Source organism: Paenarthrobacter sp. NPDC092416, assembly GCF_044755025.1.
Taxonomy (GTDB): Bacteria; Actinomycetota; Actinomycetes; order Actinomycetales; family Micrococcaceae; genus Arthrobacter.
In genome coordinates this window covers 696,978-712,978 of record NZ_JBIVQG010000002.1, presented here as the reverse complement: position 1 = coordinate 712,978, position 16,001 = coordinate 696,978, and the positions used below count along the sequence as shown (strand labels likewise).

Sequence of the window (16,001 nt, the reverse complement as noted above, 5' to 3'; positions counted from 1 at the left end):
TTCCTTCAAAGTCAGTACCAGATCTGGTTCATGCGGGCGGCCATGACAAGGGCGGTGACCCCCACTGCGGCGAGGACGAAGTTGCTCCAGCGCGTACGTTCAAGGATGGACCAATACACGGCGCCCAGTGGAATCATCAACGCTGTGATCAGGTAACCCCAGAACTCCCAGGCTTCACCGGCCATCTGCTCGCCCAGGGCAACGCGCACAATCGAACCCACCAGGTAGACCAGCAACGCGAGCTCCACGGCCAACACGGAGAAGATGGTGAGATCGTTCGGCGCTTTCTTCATCAGTCCAGCCACCACACACGTGATGGTGGAAATCAGGCCGACGACAAGGATGGAGTAGAAATATCCGTCCATGCCTATTTGTCCTGTCCTGTCCCTGTACCCGGCGCGAACACCAGCACAGGCTTCGCGAAGCTGCCGGCGTCAGCCAACAGTGCTACGAGTTCGCCGGACGGCGCAAAGGCCGCCGCCGGGTTCTCGGCAGTGGCGGCGTTGGGCGTGCCGGCTCCGGGGCCTGCAGCGATCCGGCGTCCAAAGGAAATCTCCGTGGCTTCTTCATCGCTCAATTCCCGGTTCGGCATGAGTGCGCGTGCAGCAAGGGACATTTCCAGGACCTCAAGATCCTCGGCCAACTCTTCCAAAGTGCGTGCCTGCTCGATCGAGTACGGACCCACCTGGGTCCGGCGAAGGGCGGTGAGGTGGCCTCCGACCCCCAAGGCTGCGCCGAGGTCCCTGGCCAAGGCCCTGATGTAGGTACCAGAAGAACATTCCACGGTGACGTCGACGTCAACTACCGTCCCGCCGTCGACCCTGTTGATGCCGTGCATGTCGAAGCGGTGGATGGTGACCGGGCGCGCGGCCAGCTTGACCTCCTCGCCCGAGCGGACCCGGGCATAGGAGCGTTCGCCGTTGACTTTGATAGCGCTGACGCTGCTGGGGACCTGCTGGATGGGTCCGGTCAGCATGGCGATGCCGGCGGCAATGGCGTCGTCCGTGACGGCTGCCGCGCTGCGGGCTTCGGTGACCTCGCCCTCGGCGTCGTCGGTGATGGTGGATTCACCAAGCCGGATGGTAGCGGTGTACGTCTTGGACGTGCCCACGATGTAGGTAAGGAGGCGCGTGGCCTTGTTGATTCCCAGAACCAACACACCCGTGGCCATGGGATCCAGCGTTCCGGCGTGACCCACTTTCCGGGTACCAGCAAGTCTCCGCATTCGGCCAACCACATCATGGCTGGTCCATCCCTGCGGTTTGTCAACGATCACCAGTCCAGAAAGCACGCTTACCAGTATATGGGTGGCTAGGATGGCTCCCATGCCTGAGCTTGCCGCGCACGTCCGCGACGTCCCCGTGAACCAGATCCGTGAAATCACAGAAGCCGCCTGGGCCACGCCGGATGCGATCGTCCTGAGCATTGGCGAACCGGGATTTGCGCTGCCGCGGCATGTCCTCAATGCCGGTATTGCCTGCCTTGACCGGGACGAGACCAACTACACACCGAACGCCGGAATTCCCGCTCTCCGGGAAGCTTTTGCCGCCAGGTTCCGGCAGCACAACCACGTGGAGATCGGTGCCGAGCGGGTCTACGTAGTGGACGGTGCCCAGCAGGGGCTTCACTTCGCCATGAGCTTGCTGCTCTCCCCCGGCGACGAAATTCTGATCCCCAACCCGGGCTACCCCACTTTTGCCATGACGGCCAGTCTCCTGCACGCGGTGCCCGTGGAATATCCGCTGTATCCACGCAATGACTTCCAGCCTCACATCGAGGACATCGAGGCCCTGATCACCCCGCGAACCCGGGTCCTCATGCTGAACTCGCCGTCGAACCCTTTGGGCGCGGTGATCAGCGAGTCAGCCACGCGCCAGTTGGTGGAACTCGCGCTGCGGCACGACCTCTGGATCATTTCCGACGAGTGCTACGAATCCTTCACGTTCGACGTTCCGCACGTCAGCCCGGCCAAGTTCGACAGTCACGTCCCCGGCAAGGCCCGCGTCTTCACGTCCTTGACGCTGTCCAAGACCTATGGCCTGACAGGGCTGCGGATCGGTGCCGTGGTCTGCCCTCCCGGTTTGGAAAAGACCATGAACAACGTCATGGAGGCGATCGTGTCCTGCGTCGCTTCGCCATCGCAGTACGCCGCTTTGGCGGCTTTGACGGGTCCTCAGGACTACGTTGACCAGGCGCGGCAGCATTACCGGAGTAACAGGGATGCAGCGTCAGCGATTCTTGCTGCGAAGGGCATACCGTTCCTCGGCGCGCAGGGCGCCTTCTACCTATGGGCTGATGTCTCCCACGTCAGCGGCGGCAGCGTCCGGTCATGGGTGCGGTCATTCCTCGCTGACGCAGGCGTCGCCTTCGCGCCCGGTACGGCTTTCGGGTCCATCGGTGAGGGCTGGATCAGGATCGCCTTGTGCGGCGGCCAGCAGGAACTGCTCGACGGCGTTGGCCGGCTGCCAGCGCGGCCCGAGGCGCGCTAGCACTTGGATGTCAGTAGTCGGTGCGCTCCTCGTTGTTCCGCCAGGCATCAAACGGGTCCTCGGAGGCCTCCACCGGGGCATGCTCCACCGGCAGCAGTTCGGGCCGGGTGCCGGCAAAGTACTCATAGAACACGGCGTCATCGAAACCTGCGCGCGCGGCCCCGTGGCGGTCTGCGGCGAAGTACACACGTCCGATCCTGGCCCACAGCGTGGCGGACAGGCAGAGCGGGCAGGGCTCGCAGCTGGCGTAGAGCACCGATCCGCTGAGGTCGAAGTTCTTCGTGGTGGAAGCGGCGTTACGAATGGCCACCACCTCGGCGTGGGCTGTGGGATCGTTGTCGCGGGTCACTCGGTTGACCCCTTCATGAACGGTTCCGTCCGCGGTGACCACGACGGCACCAAAGGGCCCGCCGCCGTCGGCCACGTTCTGCACCGCAAGCCGTATGGCACGGTTCAAATAGTCATTCCGCTGTTGAGCGCTGTGCACCGACATGCTCCGATCTTAGCCACCGGGTTTGTGTACAGCTAACGCGTTGATGAACCCGCTTTCCCAGGGTCTTTTGCTGTACCAAAACCTTTGGGTACGAGAAAGGCCGGTTCCTTGGGGGGGGAACCGGCCTTTCCACGTGGACGGACCTAGCGGCTTGCGTCCTCGTCGAGTTCGTCATCGTCCGTGAGGTCGATGTCTTCCTCGTCAAAGTCGTCTTCATCGATGTCCTGCGGGGCATCGCTCTTGTAGGGGTCTGCCTCGCCAGCGTGCTGCGCGCCGGCGGCCAGGGCGGCTACCTCGGCGTCACGCTGCTTGGCGACCCGCAGAAGTTCTTCAAGGTTCGAGGCGTTGACCGGAATCTGGTCAGCCACGAATTCGAGTGTCGGGGTCAGGCGCACGGTGATGTTGCGACCAACTTCCTGCCGCAAGACACCCTTCGCCTTCTCCAGCGCCCGCGCGGCATCCGCGTGGGCTACCTCGTCTCCGAACACGGTGTAGTAAACAGTGGCGTGCTGAAGGTCGTTCGTGACGCGGGCATCAGTGACCGTAATGGCCTCGACGCGTGGGTCCTTGACCCGGCGCCCCAGTGCTTCAGCAACGACAACCTTGATCCGCTGTGCCAACTTGGCAGCGCGTGCCGGATCAGCCATGGATTCCTCCTGGAAAGTAGAAACGGGTGCGGAACGGGCCCGCCGGGGTTACCCGGCGGGCCCGTTCCAAGCGGAACCTAGACGCGCGGCTTCTCGCGCATTTCGAAGGTCTCGATGATGTCGCCTTCGGTGATGTCGTTGAACGAGCCAAGACCAATACCACACTCGAAGTCGGTACGGACTTCGGTGGCGTCATCCTTGAAGCGCTTGAGCGTCTCAACGGTGAGGTTGTCACCGATGACCTTGCCGTCGCGGCTGACACGTGCCTTGGTGTTACGGCGGATGATGCCCGTGCGGACGATCGAGCCGGCGATGTTTCCGAACTTGGAAGAGCGGAAGACTTCGCGGACCTCGGCGGTACCCAGCTGGACTTCTTCGTACTCCGGCTTGAGCATGCCCTTGAGCGCCATCTCGATGTCATCGATTGCTGCGTAGATGACCGAGTAGAAGCGCATGTCCACGCCTTCGCGGTCGGCCAGTTCGGCGACGCGCTCGGCCGGCTTGACGTTGAAGCCGATGATGATGGCGTTGTCCACCGTTGCCAGGTTGACGTCGTTCTGCGTGATGGCACCCACACCGCGGTGGATGACACGGAGCTGAACGTCGTCGTCTCCGACGTCGATCTTGAGCAAGGCGTCTTCGAGGGCTTCCACGGCACCGGACACGTCACCCTTGAGGATGAGGTTGAGGGTGTCGATCTTGCCTTCGGCAACTGCCTGGTCGAAGTCTTCCAGGCTGATGCGCTTGCGACGCTTGGCCAGTGCGGCGTTGCGATCGGCAGCTTCACGCTTTTCAGCGATCTGGCGGGCCGTACGCTCATCCGGGGTCACCAGGAAGGTGTCACCTGCACGCGGCACGTTGGACAGGCCGAGGACCTGTACCGGACGGGACGGCAGGGCGACGTCGAGTGCTTCACCGTTCTCATCGAACATGGCGCGGACGCGGCCGTGTGCCGTACCGGCCACGATCGTGTCACCGACGGCCAGGGTACCGGACTGCACCAGGACGGTGGCCACGGAACCGCGGCCCTTGTCCAGGTTCGCTTCGATGGCAATGCCTCGAGCGTCCTTGTCCGGGTTGGCGCGCAGGTCCAGGGCGGCATCTGCCGTCAAGAGCACAGCGTCGATCAGTTCGTCGATGTTGAGGTTCTGGCGTGCAGAGACCTCAACGAACATGGTGTCGCCACCGTATTCTTCCGGAACCAGGCCGTACTCGGTCAGCTGGCCCTTGACCTTGTCCGGGTTGGCGCCTTCCTTGTCGATCTTGTTCACAGCGACGACGATCGGCACATTGGCTGCCTGGGCGTGGTTGAGTGCTTCCACCGTCTGCGGCATAACGCCGTCGTCGGCTGCGACAACCAGGATCGCGATGTCGGTGACCTTGGCACCACGTGCACGCATGGCCGTGAAGGCCTCGTGACCGGGGGTGTCAATGAAGGTGATGTCGCGGGCCGTGCCCTCGTGGACGTGGCTGATCTGGTAAGCACCGATGTGCTGGGTGATTCCACCGTGCTCGCCGGCCACAACGTTGGAGTTGCGGATAGCGTCAAGCAGGCGGGTCTTACCGTGGTCGACGTGACCCATGACCGTGACAACGGGCGGGCGTGCCTCAAGGACATCGTCGCCTTCGGCGTCGAGTTCGTCCTGGATGTTGATATCGAACTGGTCGAGCAGCTCGCGCTCTTCGTCTTCCGGCGAAACAACCTGGAGCTTGTAGCCGAGTTCGGCGCCAAGCAGGCCAAAGGTGTCCTCGTCGAGGGACTGCGTGGCCGTTGCCATCTCACCGAGGTGGAACAGCACGGTTACCAGCGAAGCGGGGTTCGCATCGATCTTCTCGGCGAAGTCCGTGATGGACGAGCCACGACGCAGGCGGATGATGGTCTCGCCATCGCCGCGGGGTACCGATACGCCACCCAGCGACGGAGCACTCATCTGCTCCAGTTCCTGGCGCTTTGCACGCTTCGACTTGCGCTGCTTGCCGCGACCTGCGCCGCCCTTACCGAAGGCACCCTGGGTGCCACCGCGACCGCGGCCACCCTTGCCGAAGCCACCGCCGGCGGGAGCGCCGCCACCGGTACCGCCACCGGCACCAGGAGCGCCGCCCGGACGACCGGGTCCGCCCGGACGGCCAGCGCCACCGGGACGGCCTGCGCCACCCGGAGCCGGACGCTCGGTACGGTTGGGCATCATGCCCGGAGTCGGACGGTTTCCACCGGGGCCGGCGGCCGGACGCGGAGCACCCGGACGGGGTGCACCGGGACGCGGAGCACCCGGACGGGGACCACCGGAACCGGCGGCAGGACGGGGACCGCCTGCACCAGCTGCGGGACGCGGGCCACCGGGGCGTTCGCCTTCATTGCGACCCGGACGGGGCATGCCCTGGGAGGTTGCAAAGGGATTGTTGCCCGGACGCGGCGGACGTTCGCCGTCGCCACCACGGCCGCGAGGCATGCCCTGGGACGTTGCGAAGGGATTGTTGCCCGGACGCGGACCACCGGGACGCGGAGCCTGGCCACCCTGACGGGACGGAGCCGGAGTCTCTGCCTTGGGGGCAGGACGTGCACCGGGCTTGGCCGAAACCGGGGTGGTGGATGCTGCCGGTGCTGCCGGAGCGGCGGGTGCCGCGGGCGCTGCCGGAGCCGCGGCAGCTGGCGCCGGGGCGGGAGCCTTCGGCGCTGCCGGGCCCGGAGCCGGAGCAGCCGGACGGCTTGCTGCGGGAGCGGACGGACGGGTTGCCGCGGGAACGGCTGCGGGAGCGGCTGACTTTGCAGCGCCGGCACCCGGGTAGGCGTCGCGAAGCTTCTTCACGACGGGGGCCTCAATGGTGGAAGAGGCGGAGCGAACGAATTCGCCCAATTCCTGCAGTTTGGTTACTGCATCTTTGGAAGTAATACCGAGCTCTTTGGCGAGCTCATGTACGCGGACCTTGGCCACATTTCTCCTGTCTCGGTCCGCACCGAGCCAGGCACGAACCGTCTACTTCTTACTGCGGGCCCCTGCCGCATACACGGCGGAAAGGCCCATTGCAGAGCGCAACAAAGTTGTCATCGTTACGCACTCATCGCTGGGAACTCATCGGGTTTCCATCAGTTTTCTGACCCGCTTTCAGGTTTGGACGGTTTTCCTGTGGCTGCCGGAGCCTCCACAAGTGGCGTGCCTGGCATGATGTAGCGTTCGACGGCGCCCGGGTCGGTTGCGCCCGCAAGGGCCCTTCCGAAAGCACGCCGCTTGACCGCCAATGCCAAGCACTTTTCGTTGGGGTGCAGCCACGCACCCCTGCCGGCCATCCGGCGTCGTTCATCCACCAGGACAGCGGAAGATCCGCCGCCTTGGGCGACCAGCCGGAGAAGCTCGGACCGGGAGCCTTGCTTCCGGCATCCAATGCAGGTGCGCACAGGCACATGGCCATGTTGAAGCAGTTCAGCCACGATGTGTCCTTACCTGCCTCTGCAACTGACGCCCGCCGGCCCCGGTCCTGCCAATGCAGTTGAGGCACGCCAAAGCGCGCGGATACCGGACGTAAGCCCGGTTCCATCCATTCTAGCCCCCGGCGCCGGACAGTCGAAACCGACAGCCCGGGCGGGATCGCGCCAAACCAGCGACCAGAGCTGCCGGCACGGCAGTTAGTCGGCCTTTGGCGCCGCAGCGTCCGAGACGATATCGATGCGCCAGCCGGTCAGCTTGGCAGCAAGCCGCGCGTTCTGGCCTTCCTTACCAATCGCCAGCGACAGCTGGTAGTCCGGCACCACAACACGGGCAGAACGGGTGGCCTCGTCAGTGATAGTGACGGAATTCACTCGCGACGGCGACAATGAGTTCGCAATGAACGTTGCCGGGTCGTCGCTGAAGTCGACGATGTCGATCTTCTCGTCGTTGAGTTCGGTCATGACAGCGCGGACGCGTGAGCCCATCTCGCCGATGCATGCACCCTTGGCGTTGATGCCCGGCGTGTTCGCCTTTACGGCAATCTTGGTGCGGTGTCCGGCTTCACGGGCCAGTGCCACGATCTCCACGGACCGGTCCGCGATCTCCGGAACTTCCATTTCGAAGAGCTTCCGGACCAGGCCCGGGTGCGAACGGGACAGAGTAATGGAAGGACCCTTGGCGCCACGGTGGACGTCGATGACAAAGGCACGAAGCCGGCTGCCGTGGAGGTACTTCTCGCCGGGAACCTGCTCGGGGGGCGGCAGCAACGCTTCGACGGATCCAAGGTTGACCTGGATCATGTGCGGGTTGTTGCCCTGCTGGATCATGCCGGCAACGAGCTCGCCTTCGCGGCCCTTGAATTCGCCAAGGACGTTGTCATCTTCAACGTCACGCAATCGCTGCAGGATGATCTGGCGCGCGGTGCTGGCAGCAATGCGGCCGAATCCGGCGGGAGTGTCCTCGAACTCGCCAATGGCCTCGCCGTCGTCATCGATTTCGGTGGCCCAAATCGTCACATGGCCGCTCTTGCGGTCCAATTCCGCGCGAGCCTTCTCGAAGGCGCCGGGCGTCTTGTGGTAAGCCACCAGGAGCGCTTGCTCGATGGTGGGGATCAGGAGGTCCAGCGGAATTTCACGCTCACGCTCCAGGAGTCTCAGTGCGCTCATGTCAATATCCATTAGGCCTCCTCGGAAGGTCCATTGTGTTCGTTTTCCAGCCCGGCCTCGTGGAGGTGGCTGAATTCAATCTCGACTTTTCCGTTGCGGATCCTGTCGAAAGGAATAGTCACGGGATCGCCTTGTTTGGGCTTCATCCCCTTCTTGACCTCATGCTCGGGCACGAGTGTCACGCCGTCCTCATCCACGGACGTGATCCGGCCAAGGATGTTCTCGCCCTGGATGACGTTGACCTTGGCCATCCGGCCGCGGGCCCGGTGCCAGTGGCGGGGTTCGGTCAGTGGCCGCCCGACGCCCGGCGAGGAAACCTCAAGGTCATATGGGCGTCCGTCGTCCTGGGGATCGTTATCCAGAATGTCCGACAGCCCGCGGGAAACGTCCGCAATGGCGTCGAGGCTGACACCGCCGGTCTCTTCCTGCGGAAGGTCCACGACGACGTGGACGGTCCGGTGCGAACCGGCAACGTGGATGGAAACATCCTCGAGGTAGAGCCTGCTGGCTAGGACAGCCGGTTCGAGCAGCGCCTTGAGCCTGCTCTCTTCCGGGTTGTGGATGGTGGCCGTTGAGTTTGGTTCCGTACGGTCCGTTGAAGTCGTGGCTTCCGAGTCACTCACGCTGCCCGCCGCCTCCCGATAGATGTTGTTGTGACTACTAGCCTAACGATTTTCCGGGGAACTTGGTGCACGGAGTTCCTGCCCCGCATGACAACATGGTGTGTTGTGAACCAGCAACCAAGCGAAAAACCACGGACATCTGCGTGGACCAGGGTCCTCCTTGTATCCGTTGTGGCGCTGCTGGTTGCAGGCACCGGCATAGTGCTGATTCCGCGTGATCCCGCGGCTCCCCCAGCTGTGCCTTTCTCAGAATCTGCCCGCATGGAGGCATTCGACGACGCCATGCGGCTTCGAGATGCGGCCGGACGATTGCTGGAAATGACCGCAACCGACGCCGGCGCCGACCCCCAAGAGGCCGGACTCGCCGAGGCTGTGACATTGCTGACAACGCAGTCACAAGCCCTGCTCGCACCGGCCGGATCCACCAGCGGACCCTCTACGACACTTTCGTCCACGGCATCACAGGATGGCAACGAACCGGAGGAAAAGCCGACCCGTGCCGCCCTGCTGGCGGACCTTGCCGAGAGTGGTCAGCGTCGACTCGGCGATGCCACCGCGGCCGACGGCGGAATCGCCCGGCTGCTCGCCGCCGTCGGAACCGCTCAGCTGCTTCAGTCCGAAAAGCTCGCTGCACAATGGCAACTGACGGTGCCGGAGCTGACGTCGGACGCCCCTGCGACTGCCGCGCGTACCGACGTACAGTGCCCCACGGCGAGCCCCAGCCCTGACGCTTCCGCGGCTACGACGGACAGCGCTTTGGCCGCGACCGTGCGCTCGGAGCAGGAGGCCGTGTATGTGTACCAGGTGGCGCTCAAGCGCTTGGGCGACCCGGCTGCGCTGACCGCCGCCAAGGGCCTCGCTGCGCACGAAGATCTGCTGGTGAAGGCCGAAGCGCTGACCCGGGAGAACTGTGGTGACGTGCCCACGCGCGAGGCTGGCTACAGGCTTCCGGAACAATTCGCGGAGCACCCTGCTGCCTCGCTGGGTGCGCTGGAAGCCTCCTCGCTGCCCGGCTACGGCGACCTGATTGCGCTGTCCACGGGGAACACCCGTGCGTGGGCCATCGAGGGCCTGATGGCGGCAAGTCGTCGGGCTCTTGGTTGGGGCGCCGCACTGTCCCCATTGCCTGGTTTAGACCTCGACGCCGGCAGCTTGCCTCCGCTGCCGACGCCAACAGCAAGCGACGGAGCCTGAGTCCAGCGTCACGAACCTCCAACTTGAGCACTGCGCGGGCAGGCTTGGGCACTGCGCGGGTAAATAGGAGAGCCTTGCCATGCTGGTGCAGAGCGGGTTCCAGTGCTTGGCTTGAACCATGGCTTCCCCCGAAACCGCCACCATGCATGAGAACGAACCTCACCGGGAGGACCTTGCGCACCGCCTGAACTGGCTGCGTGCAGGGGTGCTCGGCGCCAACGACGGCATCGTGTCCGTCGCGGCGATCGTCGTGGGCGTTGCCGGCGCCACGACCAATACCGGTCCTATTCTGGCCGCCGGGACTGCCGGCCTGGTGGGCGGCGCGATTTCCATGGCGCTGGGCGAATACGTCTCCGTGAGCAGTCAAAGCGACACCCAGAAATCCTTGATTGAGAAGGAACGCCGCGAGCTGGCCGAGCAGCCCGAGGATGAGCTCAACGAGTTGGCAGCCATCTACGAGGCAAAGGGCCTCACGCCCAAGACCGCTCGTACGGTTGCCGAAGAACTGACAGAGCATGACGCCCTCGCGGCACATTTGTCGGCTGAACTGAATATTCAGGAACAGGACATTGTCAGTCCTTGGAACGCTGCATTCGCATCAGCAGTGGCCTTCACCCTGGGCGCGATCCTGCCCATGCTGGCCATCCTTCTTCCGCCTCCGAACGTGCGTGTGCCGCTGACCTTTGCTGCTGTCCTTATTGCTTTGGGCATCACCGGGGCCGTTGGCGCCTGGATTGGTGGCGCGTCCAAGGTCCGTGCCGCCGTGCGGGTAGTGGTGGGAGGCGCCCTGGCCCTGGCCGCGACCTTCTCGATCGGCAGCCTCCTGGGCGCCAGCGGCGTTTTCTGAGAGCGCTGACTCCTTGGAACGCTAGGCTGATCGCGTGACCCTGCACGCGATGATCCCTATTCCCGCTGACCTGCACGCCCGGTACAACCGTAACTCAGCAGGCCGTGACTGGCTGGCCAGCCTCCCCGGCTTGATCAGGGACGCCTTGGACCGCTGGGACTTGTCAGTGGATCTGACGCCCGGTGCTGAGCCCTGGAACGGCCATGGTGCATTGGTGGTTCCCGTCCTGCAGAATGGCGCCACCGCAGCCTTGAAGATCGCGTTTCCGCATGACGAAGCATTGGTTGAACGCCACGCGCTGGCTCTCTGGGGCGGCCAGGGCGCAGTCCGCCTGCTCGCGGCAGATACCGAGACGTGTTCCATGCTGCTCGAGCGCCTGGATGCCTCGCGTTGGTTGCAGGATGCGCCCATGGACGAGTCGAGGGACGTCTGGGGAACACTCATGCGCCAACTGTCCATCCAGCCCGATGGCCGGCCCGAATGGCGGGCGTTCGAGCACGTTGCCGCCACCGCTGAGCGATGGAGTGACGAGCTTCCCGCTGAATGGGAACGCCTGGACCGCCCCTTCCCGCGTTGGCTCCTCGAAGCCGCGCTGGAGGTATGTCAGACGCGCGGTGCCGTCGGACGCCGTTCAGGCAAGGACGTGCTGGTGCACACAGACCTGCATTACATGAACATTCTGGCCACCTTGGATTCTGGACGCGCCGAACGCGCCGAGTATCTGGCTATCGACCCCCAACCGCAGATTGGCGAAGCGGAGTTCGCCGTGGCGCCGGTTCTTTGGAACCGCATCCACGACCTCTCGCCCGCGGACCCGGAAGTGGCCCTCCGCGAGAGGTGTCACGACTTCAGCGTCGCCGCTGGACTCGACCCCGAGGCCGCCCGGCAATGGAGCCTGGCACGGGAAGTGGACAACGCCCTTTGGTACGCAGGAAAGCCCGGACACGACGGCGATCTGGGCCGCTCGCTGTGGGTGGCCAGCACCTTGGCCGGCAAGACACTCGACGGCCTGCCGCGGGCGCATGAGCTCCCTGATCCCGGCCAGGCGGCTTTCTAGGGTCGGCTCAGGCCTGGACTGCGAAGTTATCGTTCCAGACGTCGATTCCGAGCTTGATGATCAGGGCCGCAACAACGATCAGGAAAACGACCCGGACGAAGCCGCTGCCTTTGGCCACCGCCGTGCGGGCACCCAGATAGCCGCCGGCCATGTTGGCAAATCCAAGGACCAGCCCCACGCCCCACAGGAGGGAACCGTGCGGGAGGAAGAACAACAAGGCGCCCGCATTGGTTGCCATGTTGACGATCTTTGCCTTGGCACTGGCCTCCAAGAAGGCATAACCCATGGCGGAGACGAGGGCGATGACCAGGAATGATCCCGTTCCGGGACCAATGAGGCCGTCGTAGAAACCAATGACAGCGCCAATAAGGCAGGCCACGATGTAGTGCTTGTGTCCGTCGTGGCGCAGCGCCGTCAGCTCGCCGGCGTTAGGGCGCAGGGCAGTAAAAATTGCGACGGCGATCAGCGCCACCACGATGATGGGTTTGAAGACGCTGGCCGGGAGCGAAGCTGCCAGGATGGCCCCTCCGAAGCTCCCGGCAAGCGCAATCACTGCCATGGGAATGGCCGTTTTAAGGTCAGGACCCACTCGACCGTAATACGTCACCGCACTGGTGGTTGTGCCGAAGATGGAACCCATCTTGTTGGTTGCCAGCGCTTGCACGGGGGTGATCCCGGGAACCAGTAGCAGGGCGGGGAGCTGTATCAGTCCCCCACCCCCAACCACGGCGTCAACCCAGCCGGCCGCGAAGCCGGCCACCACAATGAGGATCAGTGTGGTGAGCTGGATCGACTCAAAGCCGGAGATCACCGGCTACGAACAGCATTGACCACGTAATCGACAGCCTTGTCCACCGAGATGTTCTCGGCTTCGCCGCTGCGGCGGTCCTTGATTTCCACCACACCGTCCACCAGGCCACGGCCAACGGCGAGAATGGTGGGCACGCCCACCAGCTCTGCATCGCCGAACTTCACGCCGGGAGAGACCTTGGGGCGGTCATCGAAGATGACGTCCAAACCGGCGGCCTCAAGTTCAGCGGAAAGCTTCTCGGCTGCTTCGAAGATCTCGTCGCCACGGCCAACAGCCACCACGTGAACGTCGGCCGGCGCAACGGAGCGCGGCCAGACGATGCCGCGGTCGTCGTGGTTTGCTTCGGCCAGGGCCGCAACGGCGCGGGTAACGCCCACACCATAGGAACCCATGGTGACAACCACCTGCTTGCCGTTCTGGTCGAGCACCTTCAAATCCAGGGCTTCGGCGTACTTCCGGCCGAGCTGGAAGATGTGGCCCATTTCGATACCGCGGGCGGTTTCCAGCGGTCCCGAGCCGTCCGGCGCGGGATCTCCGGCACGTACCTCGGTGCACTCAATGACGCCGTCCCACGTGAAGTCGCGGCCAGCCACCAGCCCGAAGACGTGCTTGCCGGCGGCATTTGCCCCTGTGACCCAGGTGGTGCCTGAAACGACGCGGGGATCCACCAGGAAGAGCAGCTTGGAGCTTCCTTCCAGCCCAAGAACGGCGTCGTCCAGGGACAGGCCCGGGCCGATGTAGCCCTTGACCAGCCACGACAGCTTCTTGAGGTCTTCGTCGTTCGCTGCTTCGAGGCCGATCTCGCCTGCGATGGGCAGGAAGGAACCAATGTTGGCTTCAACGCGCTTGAGGTCAACTGCGCGGTCGCCCGGGACGCCGATGACCACGATCTGCCGCTCACCGGTGGGCAGCGTCACGGCAAGGACAACGTTCTTGAGCGTATCGGCGGCAGTCCATGAGCCGCCGTCGGCCTCACTGCGGGGAACCAACTGGTTGGCTGCGTCCACAAGGGTGTCGATGGTGGGCGTGTCCGGGGTGTCGAGGACCTCGGCGGCAGGGGCGTTGCTGAAGTCGATATCTGCCGGAACAACTGTGGTCACGGCTTCGACGTTGGCATGGTAGCCGCCGGCGGAACGAACAAAAGTGTCCTCGCCGATTTCCGTGGGGAACAGGAATTCCTCGCTCTTGGAGCCACCCATGGCGCCGGCAGTGGCTGCGACGGGGATAACTTCCAGGCCGAGGCGAGAGAAGATCTTCAGGTAAGCACCCCGGTGCGCGGCGTAGCTGGCGTCCAGCCCGGCGTCGTCGACGTCGAACGAGTAGGAATCCTTCATGATGAACTCGCGTCCGCGGAGGAGGCCTGCCCGGGGACGGGCTTCATCGCGGTACTTGTTCTGGATCTGGTAGAGGCTCAGGGGCAGGTCCTTGTACGAGGAGTACAGGTCCTTGACCAGCAGCGTGAACATTTCCTCGTGTGTGGGGGCCAGCAGGTAATCGGCGCCCTTGCGGTCCTGGAGCCGGAACAGGCCCTCACCGTACTCGGTCCACCGGTTGGTGGCTTCATAGGGTTCGCGGGGCAGCAACGCCGGGAAGTGGACTTCCTGGGCACCGATGGCTGCCATTTCCTGGCGGATGATCTCCTCAACCTTGCGCAGCACGCTGAGTCCCAGCGGGAGCCAGGTGTAGATGCCCGGCGCCGCGCGACGGATGTAGCCGGCCCGGACCAGGAGCTTGTGGCTGGCTACCTCGGCATCAACGGGATCTTCACGCAGGGTGCGTAGGAACAACTGGGAAAGGCGAAGGACCACGGGTACGTATCCGTTTCTATGGCAGATGTGGCAAAAACAACTGTCTACTAATCTACCGGCTGGTGGTGGGGCATCTTGAACGGGTCTCCGGCAGCGCCGGACACAGAAGAGCCACGCCGTCGCGTCTGGAAGCCCCTGGCCGGGAGTCGGCTGGTCATCCTGCAATGGCGTGGCTCAGCGGCCGGCCGGCCGCAGGCTCTGTCCGGAGACTACTGCGTCTTGCCCTCCAGAGCGACGAGAACACCTGCGACTGCAAAGTACTTGTTACTGCCGAGCTCACGAATGGTGTCGATGCCCAGGGCATCCTTCAAGGCTTTGGCGGTGGCGTCCGTGACACCAGCCAACGCGGCCGGAGATGAATCCAGAATTTCGTTCAAAGACTTGTCTTCGTACGCCTTGTCAAGTGCCTTGGAAAGATCAACGCCTACAGCCATTTTGCGGTTCCCCTCTGCAACCATCCGCGCCCCATCGACACGGCTAGGTCGAACTTATGTGATGGAGCCCACGTTTTCAAGGATTTGCTGGCCGCGCGCCCTTGACCGCGATTTCATCGAGTCCTAGTTTTAATTCATCACCTGATGAATTAGGGTTCCAGCCGGAGGCAGCCATGTCCCACATCGCACACGGAAGACCGCAACACTCCCAGCGTTCCCGGGCTCCCGAAAGCACTCCGGCGCCAGCCCCTGCCATCCAAGCAACGGACCTTCACATTTCACGGGGACGCACCAAAATCCTGCGGGGACTCGGTTTCACCGTTGAGCCTGGCCGAATCACCGGCCTGCTCGGTCCCTCCGGCAGCGGCAAGACCACGCTGATGCGGGGCATCGTGGGCGTGCAAAGGATCACCAGCGGATCCATCAACGTCCTTGGACTGGCCGCCGGCAACGCCGCGTTAAGGCACGACGTCGGGTACGTCACCCAGGGCGGCGGCGTGTACGGCGACCTCAGCGTCGAAGCCAACGTCAGGTACTTCGGCGCGCTACATGGTGCCACAGCAGCCGACACCGCGGAGGCGATTGCCGCCGTCGGACTTCAAACGTTCGCGAAACAGAAGGCGGCAGACCTGTCCGGCGGGCAGTTCAGCCGCGTTTCGCTGGCGTGTGCCCTGGTGGCGCACCCGAAGCTGCTGGTACTGGACGAACCCACGGTTGGCCTGGACCCGGTCCTCCGAGCCGAATTGTGGGACCGCTTTGCTGCCATGGCCACAGCGGGTACCACCCTCCTGGTTTCCAGCCACGTGATGGAGGAGGCATCCCACTGTTCATCGTTGCTGCTCCTCAGGGACGGACTGCTGCTCGCGCAGCTAACGCCCGCTGAGCTGGCGGAACGAGGCCGGAGCAACGATCTGGAGCGTGCGTTCCTGAACATCATCAAAGCCGCCGAGGGCGGCCCCGACAGCGGCCAGGCCGCAAGGGAAAGCCAGGTGGCACAGTGAACGTCA

Annotated in this window: 16 protein-coding genes; 5 read left to right on the top strand and 11 right to left on the bottom strand. The window is 64.0% G+C overall.

Features of this window, described 5'->3' with window-relative positions:
* Window positions 1-11 precede the first annotated feature (11 nt).
* A complete protein-coding gene (locus ACIQC5_RS07345; RefSeq protein ID WP_400279984.1) occupies window positions 12-365 on the bottom strand; it encodes a hypothetical protein in 354 nt (117 codons plus the stop codon).
* A 2-nt stretch (window positions 366-367) separates the two neighbouring features.
* Entirely contained in the window at window positions 368-1,291 is a 924-nt protein-coding gene (gene truB, locus ACIQC5_RS07340; protein WP_400279982.1) for a tRNA pseudouridine(55) synthase TruB, read from the bottom strand.
* A 34-nt stretch (window positions 1,292-1,325) separates the two neighbouring features.
* Here truB and ACIQC5_RS07335 point away from each other — a divergent pair, with 34 nt between their 5' ends.
* The gene (locus ACIQC5_RS07335) at window positions 1,326-2,489 is read left to right on the top strand and encodes a pyridoxal phosphate-dependent aminotransferase (RefSeq protein ID WP_400279980.1); all 1,164 of its coding nucleotides are present in this window, start codon (window positions 1,326-1,328) and stop codon (window positions 2,487-2,489) included.
* Window positions 2,490-2,499: 10 nt separating this feature from the next.
* Here ACIQC5_RS07335 and ACIQC5_RS07330 read toward each other — a convergent pair whose 3' ends face one another.
* The 6 genes from ACIQC5_RS07330 to rimP all read right to left on the bottom strand — a co-directional run bounded on the left by ACIQC5_RS07330 (window position 2,500) and on the right by rimP (window position 8,843).
* The gene (locus tag ACIQC5_RS07330; RefSeq protein ID WP_400279978.1) at window positions 2,500-2,982 is read right to left on the bottom strand and encodes a nucleoside deaminase; all 483 of its coding nucleotides are present in this window, start codon (window positions 2,980-2,982) and stop codon (window positions 2,500-2,502) included.
* A gap of 143 nt (window positions 2,983-3,125) precedes the next feature.
* A complete protein-coding gene (gene rbfA / locus ACIQC5_RS07325; RefSeq protein WP_400279976.1) occupies window positions 3,126-3,629 on the bottom strand; it encodes a 30S ribosome-binding factor RbfA in 504 nt (167 codons plus the stop codon).
* 77 nt (window positions 3,630-3,706) lie between these two features.
* Window positions 3,707-6,562: a translation initiation factor IF-2 gene (gene infB / locus ACIQC5_RS07320; RefSeq protein WP_400279974.1), complete on the bottom strand. Its 2,856-nt coding sequence runs from the start codon at window positions 6,560-6,562 to the stop codon at window positions 3,707-3,709.
* 152 nt (window positions 6,563-6,714) lie between these two features.
* Window positions 6,715-7,056, bottom strand: coding sequence for a YlxR family protein (locus ACIQC5_RS07315; RefSeq protein ID WP_400279972.1), 342 nt, complete (start codon window positions 7,054-7,056; stop codon window positions 6,715-6,717).
* 195 nt (window positions 7,057-7,251) lie between these two features.
* The gene (gene nusA / locus ACIQC5_RS07310) at window positions 7,252-8,232 is read right to left on the bottom strand and encodes a transcription termination factor NusA (protein WP_400279970.1); all 981 of its coding nucleotides are present in this window, start codon (window positions 8,230-8,232) and stop codon (window positions 7,252-7,254) included.
* Window positions 8,232-8,843 (bottom strand): ribosome maturation factor RimP, encoded by a 612-nt coding sequence (rimP, locus tag ACIQC5_RS07305; RefSeq protein ID WP_400279968.1) that lies wholly within the window; start codon window positions 8,841-8,843, stop codon window positions 8,232-8,234. Before rimP ends, nusA begins: the two co-directional genes overlap by 1 nt.
* Window positions 8,844-8,948: 105 nt before the next feature.
* Between rimP and ACIQC5_RS07300 the strand changes: the two genes are divergently transcribed.
* The 3 genes from ACIQC5_RS07300 (at window position 8,949) to ACIQC5_RS07290 (ending at window position 11,941) form a co-directional block, all read left to right on the top strand.
* Window positions 8,949-10,037 (top strand): ferritin-like domain-containing protein, encoded by a 1,089-nt coding sequence (locus tag ACIQC5_RS07300; RefSeq protein WP_400279966.1) that lies wholly within the window; start codon window positions 8,949-8,951, stop codon window positions 10,035-10,037.
* A 118-nt stretch (window positions 10,038-10,155) separates the two neighbouring features.
* A complete protein-coding gene (locus ACIQC5_RS07295) occupies window positions 10,156-10,884 on the top strand; it encodes a VIT family protein (RefSeq protein ID WP_400279964.1) in 729 nt (242 codons plus the stop codon).
* Window positions 10,885-10,933: 49 nt separating this feature from the next.
* The gene (locus ACIQC5_RS07290; protein ID WP_400280168.1) at window positions 10,934-11,941 is read left to right on the top strand and encodes an aminoglycoside phosphotransferase family protein; all 1,008 of its coding nucleotides are present in this window, start codon (window positions 10,934-10,936) and stop codon (window positions 11,939-11,941) included.
* Window positions 11,942-11,948: 7 nt separating this feature from the next.
* Here the strand turns inward: ACIQC5_RS07290 and ACIQC5_RS07285 are convergent, their stop codons facing one another.
* From ACIQC5_RS07285 to ACIQC5_RS07275, 3 genes are all read right to left on the bottom strand, one after another.
* Entirely contained in the window at window positions 11,949-12,752 is an 804-nt protein-coding gene (locus tag ACIQC5_RS07285) for a sulfite exporter TauE/SafE family protein (protein WP_400279962.1), read from the bottom strand.
* Window positions 12,749-14,560: a proline--tRNA ligase gene (locus ACIQC5_RS07280; protein ID WP_400279960.1), complete on the bottom strand. Its 1,812-nt coding sequence runs from the start codon at window positions 14,558-14,560 to the stop codon at window positions 12,749-12,751. The genes ACIQC5_RS07285 and ACIQC5_RS07280 overlap by 4 nt, the downstream gene beginning before the upstream one ends.
* 209 nt (window positions 14,561-14,769) lie before the next feature.
* On the bottom strand, window positions 14,770-14,994 hold the full coding sequence (locus ACIQC5_RS07275; RefSeq protein ID WP_400279958.1) for a hypothetical protein: 225 nt from the start codon (window positions 14,992-14,994) through the stop codon (window positions 14,770-14,772).
* A 173-nt stretch (window positions 14,995-15,167) separates the two neighbouring features.
* Here ACIQC5_RS07275 and ACIQC5_RS07270 point away from each other — a divergent pair, with 173 nt between their 5' ends.
* Window positions 15,168-15,995 (top strand): ABC transporter ATP-binding protein, encoded by an 828-nt coding sequence (locus ACIQC5_RS07270; RefSeq protein ID WP_400279956.1) that lies wholly within the window; start codon window positions 15,168-15,170, stop codon window positions 15,993-15,995.
* Window positions 15,996-16,001 lie beyond the last annotated feature (6 nt).